Origin of the sequence: Streptomyces sp. NPDC090994, assembly GCF_044768905.1 — a bacterium.
In the GTDB taxonomy this organism is placed as follows: domain Bacteria; phylum Actinomycetota; class Actinomycetes; order Streptomycetales; family Streptomycetaceae; genus Streptomyces.
This window is the reverse complement of record NZ_JBIVWS010000006.1, coordinates 47,878-60,981: the sequence shown is the minus strand read 5'-3', so window position 1 is coordinate 60,981 and position 13,104 is coordinate 47,878. Positions and strand designations below refer to the sequence as shown.

Sequence of the window (13,104 nt, the reverse complement as noted above, 5' to 3'; positions counted from 1 at the left end):
AAAGACCATGGTCCACGGCGCACGAAAAGACCCCGGTCCCTCAGGACCGGGGTCTCATTCCCGAGCGGACGACGAGGCTCGAACTCGCGACCTCAACCTTGGCAAGGTTGCGCTCTACCAACTGAGCTACGTCCGCATTGCCTCCGATCGGCTCTCACCGACCGGCGCGGGCACCAGCCTACCCGATCGACGTACGTGACCGGTATGGCGGTGCGGAGCGGGTGACAGGGATCGCACACTGCGTCTTCCCCCTGGAAGGGGGATGTTCTACTACTAAACTACACCCGCAAGCCCTCGTGAGCTGGGCTTTTTCGGCCCCGCCCCCTCGGCGTGCTCCAGACTTTAGCTGATCGCCGGGGGTGTCGCGCAAGTCGGTTGACGCGAGGGCCCGCTGAGCGCCCGTCGGGCCCCCGAGCCGGCCGCCGGCTCACCGGGCGGCGGCGAACGCCTCGTAGACCTTCTTGGGGATGCGGCCCCGGGCCGGGACCTCCATCTTGTTGGCCTGCGCCCAGGCCCGCACGGCCGCCGGGTCGGGGGCGACCTCCGTCTGCCGGTAGGCCTTGCCGGACCTCGACCGCTTGCGGCCGGCCTCCACGTACGGCTCCAGGGCCTCGCGGAGTTTCCTGGCATTGGCTTCGTTCAGGTCGATCTCGTACATCCTGCCGTCGAGTCCGAAGGCGATCGTCTCCGCCGCTTCCGAGCCGTCGATGTCGTCGAAGTAAGTGACCACGACACGCTGCGCCACGAATATCGGTCCCTTCGTGCGGCATCTCCGCACCGACGTGCCAGGACGTCGCGGAGATACCGACTGTTCGCCAGTAATTGGGCAAAGTATCGGCTAATGACATTTCATTTGTACAGTGCCCGGCATTGCATTGTGAAGCCCGACTAAATCTCTCCGCGTGTCCGTCGCGCAATAGACATCCGGACGTAGCGCGCGATCTTTCCCGAAGCTTTTCACGCGCCCCTCCCCCGATGCGCAATCGTGACAGGGCTCACGTAGTTTCCTACAACTCTACCCGCGTAGAAATTTCGGCGGCTTTGACCAGGTAGTCTGAAGGAACCTGCTCAGCACCACACACCGGGAGTGCCAGTGGCACGCGTCGTAGTCGACGTCATGCTCAAGCCGGAGATCCTCGACCCCCAGGGCCAGGCGGTGCAGCGCGCACTGCCGCGGCTGGGTTTCGAAGGGATCTCGGACGTCCGTCAGGGAAAGCGTTTCGAACTGGAAGTGGACGGGCCCCTCGACGAGGCCGCCCTCGCCCGCATCCACGATCTTGCGGAATCCTTCCTCGCCAACACCGTGATCGAGGACTTCACCGTCCGGGTCGAGGAAGCGGCGGAAGCGGCGGGAGTCGCGAAGTGACCGCTCGGATCGGCGTCGTCACTTTCCCCGGCAGCCTCGACGACCGGGACACGCAGCGTGCGATCCGGGTCGCGGGCGCCGAGCCGGTGGCGCTCTGGCACAAGGACAAGGACCTCAAGCAGGTCGACGCCGTGGTGCTGTGCGGCGGTTTCTCCTACGGCGACTACCTGCGCGCCGGGGCCATCGCCCGTTTCTCGCCGGTGATGGACACGGTCATCGACCAGGCCAGGGCGGGTCTGCCGGTGCTCGGCATCTGCAACGGCTTCCAGATCCTCACCGAGGCCCACCTGCTGCCCGGCGGCATGCTCGGCAACGACCACCTGCACTTCATCTGCCGCGACCAGAAGCTGCGGGTGGAGAACGCCGGGACCTCCTGGACCAGCGACTACACCGCCGGCCAGGAGATCCACATCCCGCTGAAGAACATGGACGGCCGCTACGTCGCCGACCAGCGCACGCTGGACGAGCTGGAGGCCGAGGGCCGCGTCGCGTTCCGTTACGTGGACTACAACCCCAACGGCTCGCTCAACGACATCGCCGGCATCACCAACGCGGCGGGCAACGTCGTCGGCCTGATGCCGCACCCCGAGCACGCCGTCGAGCCGCTGATCGGCACCGGCCGCACCGACGGCCTCCCGTTCTTCACCTCGATCCTCAAGAAGCTGGTCAACGCATGAGCCGGACGCCTCTGGACACGGTCGAGCACGCGGCCGCGACCCCCGACGTCGAGCTGCCCTGGGCCGAACTGGGCCTGAAGAAGGACGAGTACGAGAGGGTCGTCGAGATCCTCGGCCGCCGCCCCACCGGGGCCGAGCTGGCCATGTACTCCGTGATGTGGTCCGAGCACTGCTCGTACAAGAGCAGCAAGGTCCACCTGCGCCAGTTCGGCGAGAAGGCCCCCGAGTCCGACGCCATGCTCGTCGGCATCGGCGAGAACGCCGGTGTCGTCGACGTCGGCCAGGGCTACGCGGTCACCTTCAAGGTCGAGTCGCACAACCACCCCTCCTACGTCGAGCCCTACCAGGGCGCGGCCACCGGCGTCGGCGGCATCGTCCGCGACATCATCGCGATGGGCGCCCGCCCGGTCGCCGTCGTGGACCCCCTGCGCTTCGGCGCCGCCGACCACCCCGACACCAAGCGGGTCCTGCCCGGCGTCGTCGCCGGCATCGGCGGCTACGGCAACTGCCTGGGCCTGCCCAACATCGGCGGCGAGGTCGTCTTCGACGCCTGCTACCAGGGCAACCCGCTGGTCAACGCCGGTGCCATCGGCGTCATGCGGCACGAGGACATCCACCTCGCCAAGGCGTCCGGCGCGGGCAACAAGGTCATCCTGTACGGCGCCCGCACCGGCGGCGACGGCATCGGCGGCGCCTCGATCCTGGCCTCCGAGACCTTCGACGACGCCAAGCCGAGCAAGCGCCCCGCCGTCCAGGTCGGCGACCCCTTCCAGGAGAAGCTCCTCATCGAGTGCACCCTGGAGGCATTCCAGGAGAAGCTGGTCGTCGGCATCCAGGACCTGGGCGCGGCCGGCCTGTCCTGCGCCACCTCCGAGCTGGCCTCCAACGGCTCCGGCGGCATGCGCGTCACCCTGGACGACGTACCGCTGCGCGACTCCACGCTCTCGCCCGAGGAGATCCTCATGAGCGAGTCGCAGGAGCGCATGTGCGCGGTCGTCGAGCCCGAGAAGGTCGACCGCTTCCTGGAGATCTGCGAGAAGTGGGACGTCATCGCCACCGTCATCGGTGAGGTGACCGACGGCGACCGCCTGGAGATCTACTGGCACGGCGGCAAGATCGTCGACGTCGACCCGCGCACGGTCGCGCACGAGGGCCCGGTCTACGAGCGCCCCTACGCCCGCCCCGACTGGCAGGACGCCCTCCAGGCCGACGACGCGGGCAAGCTGCCCCGGCCCGCGACGTCCGAGGAGCTGAAGGACCAGGTCCTCAAGCTGGTCTCCTCCCCGAACCAGGCAAGCAAGAAGTGGATCACCCAGCAGTACGACCACTTCGTGCAGGGCAACACCGTCCTCGCCCAGCCCGAGGACTCCGGCATGATCCGGATCGACGAGGAGACCGGCCTCGGCGTCGCCATCGCCACCGACGGCAACGGCCGCTACGCCAAGCTGGATCCGTACCACGGCGCCCAGCTCGCCCTGGCGGAGGCGTACCGCAACGTCGCCACCACCGGCGCCAAGCCGCTCGCCGTCTCCGACTGCCTGAACTTCGGCTCGCCCGAGGACCCGGCGGTGATGTGGCAGTTCGCGGAGGCCGTGCGCGGCCTGGCCGACGGCTGCCTCCAGCTCGGCACCCCGGTGACCGGCGGCAACGTCTCGCTCTACAACCAGACCGGCGAGGCCGCCATCCACCCGACGCCGGTCGTCGCCGTCCTCGGCGTCATCGACGACGTCGCCCGCCGCACCCCGGTCGCCTTCCAGGAGGAGGGCCAGCTGCTCTACCTCCTCGGCGACACGGCGGAGGAGTTCGGCGGCTCGGCCTGGTCCCAGGTCATCCACGACCACCTCGGCGGCCTGCCCCCGAAGGTCGACCTGGAGCGCGAGCGGCTGCTCGCCGAGATCCTGATCTCCGCCTCCCGCGACGGCATGATCGACTCCGCGCACGACCTGTCCGACGGCGGTCTGGTCCAGGCGGTCGTCGAGTCGGCGCTGCTGGGGGAGAAGGGCGCGCGGCTGGTCGTACCGGACGGGCTGGACGCCTTCACCTTCCTGTTCTCGGAGTCGGCGGGCCGCGCGGTCGTCGCCGTCCCGCGCTCGGAGGAGATCCGCTTCACCGACATGTGCGGCGCGCGCGGCCTGCCCGCCACCCGTATCGGTGTCGTGGACGGGGACACGGTCGAGGTGCAGGGCGAGTTCACGCTCACCCTGACCGAGCTGCGCGAGGCGCACGAGGGCACGATCCCGGCGCTGCTGGCGTAACGGCCCCGGCCGTCCGGGCCGTCGCCGCGGGCACCCACGCGTGCCCGGGGCGACGGCCCGCTGTCGTCTGTGCCGCCCGGGTTTCCTGAACCGTCCTGACGGGCACGGTGGTTGTGCCAACCTGAAGGCGTACGTGCGACGGGGACACCTGGGTGGGGACCGATGGGTGAGCAGTTGCGGATCAGGTTCGAGGCGGACGGGCCGGGGCGGGAAGAGGAACTCCGTTCGCTGCTCGGCTGGCTCACGGACGACAGGGCACTGCGCGGGCACGTAGAACTGGAACCGGTCGTCGCCGACCGCCCCGGACGGATGAGCCCGGAACTCGAGGTGATCCTCGCGGCGGTCTCCACCGCGGCCGGCGTCCTGCAACTGCCCCTGTCGTACCTGGCCTGGCGGCAGAGCCGGCGCGGCCGGACGCCCCAGGTCACGGTCCAGGTCGTCGGCGCGGACCCCGCCGAGGCCGAGGAACTGCTGCGCAGGCTGCGCGGCGAGACCCCGGACGACGCGGGGGAGACGCCGGCATGACCGTGCACGGCGGCACCGAGGCCACCGTCGCCTCCCCGGCCCGGATCGACCCCGCCCGTTCCGCCTGCGTGCTGATCGGCGTGGACGACTACACCCACCTCGACCCCCTGCGCAGCGTCCGCCACAACCTCGTCGAACTGCGGGCCGCGCTCGCCGACCCCGAGATCTGGGGCATCCCCGAGGAGCGGATCTTCACGGTCGCCAACCCGACGACGCCGGCCGGCCTGGTCGGCCCGATCCGCGAGGCGGCGGACCTCACCGAGGACACGCTGATCGTGTACTACGCGGGCCACGGCCTGCTCGACCGGCACGACGGGCAGCAGCTCCTGCTCACCCTGCCCGGGTCGCTGGAGGACTGGCCGGACACCTGCGTGCGCTCCGGCGACGTACGCCGGGCCATCCACGGCACCGGGCCCGCGCGGCGCCGCGTACTGATCCTCGACTGCTGCTTCAGCGGCCGGGTGCTCACCGAGATGGCCGGCACCGACCGCGGCGAACAGGGCGGCGAGATGGCGCTGCGGACGCTGCGCGGCGTCGAGGGCTCGTACGTCATGACCTCGGCCGCCAAGGACCGCCCCTCGCACGCCCCCGACCCCAAGCGCTGCACGGTCTTCACCGGCGCGCTCGTGGACGTCCTGCGGAAGGGACTGCCGGACGGCCCCGAGATGCTGGGCCTGCACGCGCTCTTCGAGGCGGTCAGGCAGCGCATCGCGGACATGAAGCCCGTGGTCCCGCAGGAACCGCAGGACGAGGACCGCAACGGCGTCGGCGGGCTGGCCTTCGTCCGCAACGTGGCGGTGCTGCCGCCCCTGACCCCGCCGCCCGGCCCCGCCGCCGCGCCGCCCCGCAGCCGCACCGGCATCACCGTCCTGGCGCTGGCCGCCGCGGCGGCCGGTCTGGCCGCCGGCCTCGCCCTGCCCGGTGCCGTCGACTGGTGGCACGCCGCGCACCCCGCGCCCGCGACCGGCGTCTGCGGCGGCCACCCCGCCGACGCCGAGGCGCCCCGCGCGGTCCTCCTGGACCACTCCGACGCACTGGACAAGAAGAACGTCGACTACGAGGAGATCAAGGGCCTCTCCGCCCTCTCCCTCGTCTCCGAGGGGGAGAACGGCGTCGAGGCGCTCGCGCTCGCCGACAACATGCCCGGCCTGCTCTTCCCGCTCCGCCTCGGCACCCCCTTCGACCTGAACCCCGTCGCCGACACCGCGCGCACCCTGCGCCACGCGGACGGCACGGAGTTCCCCGGCTGGTACGACGGCGAGGGCCTCGTCATCGAAGAGGGCGGCCGGACGGTGCTGATCGCCGCCGAGACCGGCCCGGCGATCCGCCGCTTCGACATCGCCACCGGACGACAGCTCGGCGAGGACTTCCCCATCCCCGGGCACCTGCGGTACTGGCCCAAGGGCAGCGCCCAGACCGGCCGCAGCATCGAGTCCCTCGCCCTCTCCCCGGACGGCCGCCACCTCTACGCCGGCTGGGAGGCACCCCTGGCCGCCGACGGCGACCAGCGCGGCCGGCCCCTGATCCGCATCCAGCGCTACACGGGCGAACCCGGCGGCAGCTACGAGCCGGACGAGCAGTACGTCTACCTCGCCGGCGACGGCATGAACCTGGTGGAGCTGGTGGCCCTCGACAACGAGGGCGGACTCCTCGCCCTGGAACGCGAGTACACCTCCGGCCTCGGCACCTCCATCCGCGTCGTCCAGGTCTCCCTCGACGGCGCCCGCGACGTCAGCGAGACGGACTCCCTCTACGACGTCCCTGCGGACGTCTTCGCCGAGGAGACCCCGGTCCTGTCCCTGGCCGCCTGCCCGGCCGGCGGCCCCGGAGCGGTCGCCACCCCCGGCTCCAACACCGCCAATCCGCTGGTCGACAACGTCGAGGGCATGGCCGTGGGCAAGGAGTGGTCCAGCGGCGAGTACAAGGGCTGGCGCCCGCTGTACCTGGTCTCCGACGACAACGGCAGCGGCGACCAGATCACCCGCCTCTACTCGCTCGCCCTGCGCCTGAAGCCCTAGGACCCCGTACGGACGCGCACAGGCCACCCCGTACGGGCGCGCATAGGCTCACCCCCATGCCGACGCCCCCCAGGAAACGCCCCCGCGCCTACGACCCCGCCAAGACCCGCGACGCCGTCCTCGCCCAGCTGGGCCATGTACGGGAAGCCGTCCACGCCCTCACCCCCGAGCAGCTCGCCCTGCCGACCCGGCTCGGGGACTGGACCGTACGGGAGCTGGTCGCGCACATCGGCATGGCGGTCACCGCCGTGCACCGCGCCCTGGACCGCCCGGCCCCGCCCCGGCAGGACGTCCAGGTGACCCAGTGGGCGTTCGCCACCGGCGGCAACGCGGCCGCGATCGCCGACTTCACCCGGAAGCTCGCCGCCGACCACCCCGACCTCGACGCCTACCTCGCCGGCGTCGAGGGCAGCCTGCGCACCCTGCTCGCGGAGCACCCCGGCGGCCGGCTCCTGGAGACCAACGCGGGCGCCCTGCCGCTCGACGACTACCTGGTCACCCGCACCGTCGAACTGGTCGTCCACACCGACGACCTCAACGCCGCCGTGCCCGGCCTCGACGTCCCCCGCGACCGGCAGGCGCTGGCCGCCGCCACCCGGCTGCTGGTCGACGCGCTCGCCGTGAAGGCGCCCGGCGGCGCCACCGAGGTGCGGATCCCGCCGTACGCCGTCGTGCAGTGCGTCGAGGGGCCCCGGCACACCCGCGGCACCCCGCCCAACGTCGTCGAGACCGACCCGCTCACCTGGCTCCGGCTCGCCACCGGGCGGCTGAGCTGGGCGGACGCGGTCGCCGGTGCCAAGGTCAGCGCCAGCGGGGAGCGGGCCGACCTCGGCGGTCTGCTGCCGATCCTCAGCTGACGGGAACCGGTTCCTCCGCACGCCCGTCGAATCGGCATGTACAGGCAGAAGCGCACGATCATGACGGTGGCCGCCGCCGCGCTCGTCCCGCTCGCGGCGGCCTGCGGCACCGAACGGACCGACGGCGGCGACAGCGGCTCGGCGGCCGGTGACGCCCGGCCCGTGACCGGCGTCCACTGGAGCGTCGACAGCGTCACCGCCGACGGCGAGGAACACACCGTCCCGGACGGCGCCCACCTGACCATCACCGCCGACGGCACGGCGGAGGGCAGCTACGGCTGCAACGACTTCCACGCCAAGGCGTCCGTCGACGGCGACCGGGTCCGGCTCAGCGACGCCCGGTCGACCGAGATCGCCTGCGTGGACCGGCCCGTGGACGTGGAGAAGTCCCTCGCCCGCACCCTCACCGCCGGTCCCCTCACCACCGAGGTCGACGGCGACCGGCTGACCCTCACCACCGCCGACGGCGACACCGTCCGGCTCACCGAGGAGCAGGACGCCGCGCTGTACGGCACCACGTGGAAGGTCACCGACCCCGACACGGACGGCCGCGCGCACCTCACCTTCGACCGGAAGTCCGAGGACGCCCTCACCGTCGCCGGCAGCCTCGGCTGCAACCGCGTCCAGGCGCGGGCCACGGTCCGCGACGGACATATCACCGTGGGCGCGCCCACGACCACCCGAATGATGTGCGAAGACTCACTCATGGACACCGAGAAGCGCCTGACGCGCTTTCTCGACCAGCGGATCGACTATCGCATCGAACAGCAGACCCTCACGCTGACCAGCGCAAACGGCACGACCGTCCGGGCCGTCGCCGACCGGTGACCCGGTGAGTGGGCCACATCCCCCATTCGGATCAGCCGCCGACCTCGCCTACACTCGGAGACGTGCCACGTGGTGACGGTCGACTCAATCACGATCTGCTTCCCGGCGAGAAGGGCCCCCAGGACGCATGCGGCGTCTTCGGGGTCTGGGCCCCCGGTGAAGAGGTCGCCAAGCTCACGTACTTCGGGCTCTACGCCCTCCAGCATCGGGGCCAGGAATCCGCGGGAATCGCGGTCAGCAACGGCTCCCAGATTCTCGTATTCAAGGACATGGGCCTGGTCTCCCAGGTCTTCGACGAGACCTCGCTCGGTTCGCTCCAGGGTCACATCGCGGTCGGACACGCCCGCTACTCGACCACCGGCGCCTCCGTGTGGGAGAACGCCCAGCCGACGTTCCGGGCCACGGCCCACGGCTCGATCGCGCTCGGCCACAACGGCAACCTGGTCAACACCGCCCAGCTCGCCGAGATGGTCGCCGACCTGCCCAAGCAGGAGGGCCGCACCCCGCGCGTCGCGGCGACCAACGACACCGACCTGCTCACCGCGCTCCTCGCGGCCCAGGCCGACGAGGACGGCAAGCCCCTGACCATCGAGGAGGCCGCCCACGCGATCCTCCCCCAGGTCCGCGGCGCCTTCTCCCTCGTCTTCATGGACGAGCACACCCTCTACGCCGCCCGCGACCCGCAGGGCATCCGCCCGCTGGTCCTCGGCCGCCTGGAGCGCGGCTGGGTCGTCGCCTCCGAGTCCGCCGCCCTGGACATCTGCGGCGCCTCCTACGTCCGCGAGATCGAGCCCGGCGAGTTCGTCGCCATCGACGAGAAGGGCCTGCGCTCCTCGCGATTCGCGGAAGCGAAGCCCAAGGGCTGTGTCTTCGAGTACGTCTACCTGGCCCGCCCGGACACCGACATCGCCGGCCGGAACGTGTACCTCTCCCGTGTGGAGATGGGCCGCAAGCTGGCCGAGGAAGCCCCGGCCGACGCCGACCTGGTCATAGCGACCCCGGAATCCGGCACCCCGGCCGCGATCGGCTACGCCGAGGCATCCGGCATCCCCTTCGGCGCCGGTCTGGTGAAGAACGCCTACGTCGGCCGTACGTTCATCCAGCCCTCCCAGACCATCCGCCAGCTCGGCATCCGGCTGAAGCTGAACCCCCTGAAGGAAGTCATCAAGGGCAAGCGGCTGGTCGTCGTCGACGACTCCATCGTCCGCGGCAACACCCAGCGGGCCCTGGTCCGCATGCTCCGCGAGGCCGGCGCCGCCGAGGTCCACGTCCGGATCTCCTCCCCGCCGGTGAAGTGGCCCTGCTTCTTCGGCATCGACTTCGCCACCCGCGCCGAGCTGATCGCCAACGGCATGACCATCGAGGAGATCGGCACCTCCATGGGCGCCGACTCCCTGGCGTACATCTCCATCGACGGCATGATCGAGGCGACCACCATCGCCAAGCCGAACCTGTGCCGCGCCTGCTTCGACGGCGAGTACCCGATGGAGCTGCCCGACCCCGAGCTGCTCGGCAAGCAGCTCCTGGAGACCGAGCTGGCCGCCGGGCCCGCCGGTACGGCCGCCACCGACGCCATCCGTCGCCCGTAGCCGTCCGTCCGCACTACCTGCCGTACGACACAAAGGTCAGAGGTTCTCATCGTCATGTCTGACACAACCGGTGCCAGCTACGCGGCCGCGGGCGTAGACATCGAGGCGGGCGACCGCGCCGTCGAACTCATGAAGGAGTGGGTGAAGAAGACCCAGCGCCCCGAGGTCCTCGGCGGCCTCGGCGGTTTCGCCGGCCTCTTCGACGCCTCCGCCCTCAAGAAGTACGAGCGCCCCCTGCTCGCCTCCGCCACCGACGGCGTCGGCACCAAGGTCGACATCGCCCGCCGGCTGGGCGTCTACGACACCATCGGCCACGACCTGGTCGCCATGGTCATGGACGACATCGTGGTCTGCGGCGCCGAGCCGCTGTTCATGACCGACTACATCTGCGTCGGCAAGGTCCACCCCGAGCGGGTCGCCGCGATCGTCAAGGGCATCGCCGAGGGCTGTGTGCTGGCCGGCTGCGCCCTGGTCGGCGGCGAGACCGCCGAGCACCCCGGCCTGCTGGGCGCGGACGACTTCGACGTCGCCGGCGCCGGTACGGGCGTCGTGGAGGCCGACCGGCTGCTCGGTCCGGACCGTATCCGCACGGGTGACGCGGTCGTCGCCCTCGCGGCCTCCGGGCTTCACTCGAACGGGTACTCCCTCGTCCGGCACGTCCTGCTGAACGAGGCCGGTCTCGCGCTCGACGCGCACCACGACGACCTCGGCCGCACCCTCGGCGAGGAACTCCTGGAGCCGACCAAGATCTACTCGCTGGACTGCCTGGCCCTCACCCGCACCACCGAGGTGCACGCCTTCAGCCACATCACCGGCGGCGGACTCGCCGCCAACCTGGCCCGCGTGATCCCCGACGGCCTGCACGCCACCGTCGACCGCGCCACCTGGACCCCGGCCCCGATCTTCGACCTGGTCGGCCGGACCGGCCGGGTCGAGCGGCTGGAGCTGGAGAAGACGCTGAACATGGGCGTCGGCATGATGGCGATCGTGCCCCAGGAGTCCGTGGACGTGGCCCTGGCGACCCTGGCCGACCGCGGCGTGGAGGCCTGGGTGGCCGGCGAGATCACCGAGCGCGGCGACCACGACAGCGGCGCCGCCCTGGTGGGCGACTACGCCGTCTGAGACGGCCCGCGGTCCCGGTGACTCCGCGTCCCCGGGACCGCGAGAACCGTACGGACAGCACAGAAGCCGGTCGGTGACACAGGTCACCGACCGGGCAAATGTTCAGTACAACGTCAAGCGCCGCGACGCTGCGGTGAGGACTGTCCGTCCTCGTCTCCCTCGTCGTCGTCCTCATAGAGGTCGGCGTACTTGGAGTACAGATCGTCGTCGTCCTGCTCATCGTCCTCGAACCGCTCGCCGTTAGGCGGTTGCGGACTCGACGTCGATGCGCCCAGCTCCTCGGCCAGGCGGGAGAGATCAGTCCCACCGCTGTTGTACTTCAGCTGGCGGGCGACCTTCGTCTGCTTGGCCTTGGCCCGGCCGCGCCCCATGGCTCGACCCCCTCAACGACGGGGCTCGACGGCCCCAGAGTCTTGACACGCGTTCATGGTCCGGAACGGGCTCTCCGCAGAGAGACCGGTCCGTAGGGCTTCCACGGTACCTGAGCCCACGCCCATACGGTACGTCGCCCGCAGGACGTGCCCATGCCCGCCACCGTCGAGGCGCCCCGTCCTCGCTGGTCAACGGCGATTTTAACCACTTCCGCGCGGTCGACCCGCCGGAAGAAGTGAGAGTTCTCTCCAACCGGCCCTCCGGCGGTACCGCGCGGCTCTCCCGACCGGCCCCGCCGGCCCGGCCCGGCCGGTCCCGGTCAGTCCCGGCCGCGGGCCCGGGCCATCCGCTGCTCGGCGATCCGGTCGGCCGCCGCGGCCGGCGGAATCCCGTCCTCCTTCGCACGTGCGAATATGGCGAGCGTGGTGTCGTAGATCCCCGCGGCCTTCGCCTTGCACCGGTCGAAGTCGAAGCCGTGCAGCTCGTCGGCGACCTGGATGACCCCGCCGGCGTTCACCACGTAGTCCGGCGCGTAGAGGATGCCGCGGTCCGCGAGGTCCTTCTCCACGCCCGGGTGGGCGAGCTGGTTGTTGGCTGCCCCGCAGACCACCTTGGCGGTGAGCACCGGCACGGACGTGTCGCTCAGCGCGCCGCCGAGCGCGCAGGGGGCGTAGACGTCCAGGTCCTCGACCCGGATCAGCGCGTCGGTGTTGGCGACCACACGGACCGAGGGGTGCTCGTCGGTGACCCGCGCCACGGCCTCCCGCCGCACGTCCGTGATCACGACCCGGGCGCCCTCGGCCAGCAGGTGGCCCACCAGGTGGCGGCCCACCTTGCCCACGCCCGCGATGCCGACCGTCCGGTCGCGCAGCGAGGGGTCGCCCCACAGGTGCTGGGCCGAGGCCCGCATGCCCTGGTAGACGCCGAAGGCGGTGAGGACCGAGGAGTCGCCGGCGCCGCCGTGCTCGGGGGAGCGCCCGGTCGTCCAGCGGCACTCGCGCGCGACGACGTCCATGTCCGCCACGTACGTACCGACGTCGCAGGCGGTGACGTAGCGCCCGCCGAGCGAGGCCACGAACCGGCCGTAGGCGAGCAGCAGTTCCTCGCTCTTGACCCGCTCCGGGTCCCCGATGATCACGGCCTTGCCGCCGCCGTGGTCGAGCCCGGCCATGGCGTTCTTGTACGACATCCCGCGGGCGAGGTTCAGCGCGTCGGCGACCGCCTCCGCCTCGGTCGCGTACGGATGGAAGCGGGTGCCGCCGAGCGCGGGGCCCAGCGCGGTGGAGTGGATGGCGACGACGGCCTTGAGACCGGTGGCGCGGTCCTGGCAGAGCACGACTTGCTCATGACCGCCCTGGTCCGAGTGGAACAGGGTGTGCAGTACATCAGCAGGCGCGCCGGTCACATCGGTCACGGTGGTGACTCCTGAGTAAGTAGCGGCTGGTGGAGGCGGTCCCGTACGGGTGGCGGGACTGTGGCACGAGATTAGGCCCTG

12 protein-coding genes and 2 tRNA genes are annotated in these 13,104 nt (G+C 71.2%); 9 read left to right on the top strand and 5 right to left on the bottom strand.

Going from position 1 to position 13,104, the window contains the following annotated elements; translation table 11 throughout:
• Positions 1–63 precede the first annotated feature (63 nt).
• From ACIQR3_RS15270 to ACIQR3_RS15260, 3 genes are all read right to left on the bottom strand, one after another.
• A tRNA-Gly gene (locus ACIQR3_RS15270) sits at positions 64–136 on the bottom strand.
• Positions 137–216: 80 nt separating this feature from the next.
• Positions 217–288 (bottom strand) — tRNA-Gly (locus ACIQR3_RS15265).
• A gap of 139 nt (positions 289–427) precedes the next feature.
• The gene (locus tag ACIQR3_RS15260) at positions 428–745 is read right to left on the bottom strand and encodes an Lsr2 family protein (protein ID WP_403538543.1); all 318 of its coding nucleotides are present in this window, start codon (positions 743–745) and stop codon (positions 428–430) included.
• Positions 746–1,093: 348 nt separating this feature from the next.
• Here ACIQR3_RS15260 and purS point away from each other — a divergent pair, with 348 nt between their 5' ends.
• From purS to purM, 9 genes are all read left to right on the top strand, one after another.
• Positions 1,094–1,366, top strand: coding sequence for a phosphoribosylformylglycinamidine synthase subunit PurS (gene purS, locus ACIQR3_RS15255; RefSeq protein ID WP_215172363.1), 273 nt, complete (start codon positions 1,094–1,096; stop codon positions 1,364–1,366).
• Positions 1,363–2,043: a phosphoribosylformylglycinamidine synthase subunit PurQ gene (gene purQ, locus ACIQR3_RS15250; RefSeq protein ID WP_403538540.1), complete on the top strand. Its 681-nt coding sequence runs from the start codon at positions 1,363–1,365 to the stop codon at positions 2,041–2,043. The genes purS and purQ overlap by 4 nt, the downstream gene beginning before the upstream one ends.
• Positions 2,040–4,298, top strand: a complete 2,259-nt coding sequence (purL, locus tag ACIQR3_RS15245; protein WP_403538538.1) for a phosphoribosylformylglycinamidine synthase subunit PurL — start codon at positions 2,040–2,042, stop codon at positions 4,296–4,298. The genes purQ and purL overlap by 4 nt, the downstream gene beginning before the upstream one ends.
• A gap of 162 nt (positions 4,299–4,460) precedes the next feature.
• A complete protein-coding gene (locus tag ACIQR3_RS15240; RefSeq protein WP_403538536.1) occupies positions 4,461–4,823 on the top strand; it encodes a hypothetical protein in 363 nt (120 codons plus the stop codon).
• The gene (locus tag ACIQR3_RS15235; protein WP_403538533.1) at positions 4,820–6,841 is read left to right on the top strand and encodes an esterase-like activity of phytase family protein; all 2,022 of its coding nucleotides are present in this window, start codon (positions 4,820–4,822) and stop codon (positions 6,839–6,841) included. The genes ACIQR3_RS15240 and ACIQR3_RS15235 overlap by 4 nt, the downstream gene beginning before the upstream one ends.
• A gap of 56 nt (positions 6,842–6,897) precedes the next feature.
• Entirely contained in the window at positions 6,898–7,698 is an 801-nt protein-coding gene (locus tag ACIQR3_RS15230) for a sterol carrier family protein (protein ID WP_403538530.1), read from the top strand.
• Between the two features lie 36 nt (positions 7,699–7,734).
• Positions 7,735–8,526, top strand: coding sequence for an META domain-containing protein (locus ACIQR3_RS15225; protein WP_403538528.1), 792 nt, complete (start codon positions 7,735–7,737; stop codon positions 8,524–8,526).
• Positions 8,527–8,588: 62 nt separating this feature from the next.
• The gene (purF, locus tag ACIQR3_RS15220; protein ID WP_403538526.1) at positions 8,589–10,115 is read left to right on the top strand and encodes an amidophosphoribosyltransferase; all 1,527 of its coding nucleotides are present in this window, start codon (positions 8,589–8,591) and stop codon (positions 10,113–10,115) included.
• Positions 10,116–10,169: 54 nt separating this feature from the next.
• Positions 10,170–11,237: a phosphoribosylformylglycinamidine cyclo-ligase gene (gene purM / locus ACIQR3_RS15215; protein WP_403538524.1), complete on the top strand. Its 1,068-nt coding sequence runs from the start codon at positions 10,170–10,172 to the stop codon at positions 11,235–11,237.
• Between the two features lie 113 nt (positions 11,238–11,350).
• Here purM and ACIQR3_RS15210 read toward each other — a convergent pair whose 3' ends face one another.
• Both ACIQR3_RS15210 and ACIQR3_RS15205 read right to left on the bottom strand, forming a co-directional pair.
• Complete coding sequence (locus ACIQR3_RS15210; RefSeq protein ID WP_215172349.1) at positions 11,351–11,608, bottom strand: DUF3073 domain-containing protein; 258 nt, start codon at positions 11,606–11,608, stop codon at positions 11,351–11,353.
• A gap of 320 nt (positions 11,609–11,928) precedes the next feature.
• On the bottom strand, positions 11,929–13,023 hold the full coding sequence (locus tag ACIQR3_RS15205) for a Leu/Phe/Val dehydrogenase (RefSeq protein ID WP_403538521.1): 1,095 nt from the start codon (positions 13,021–13,023) through the stop codon (positions 11,929–11,931).
• Positions 13,024–13,104 lie beyond the last annotated feature (81 nt).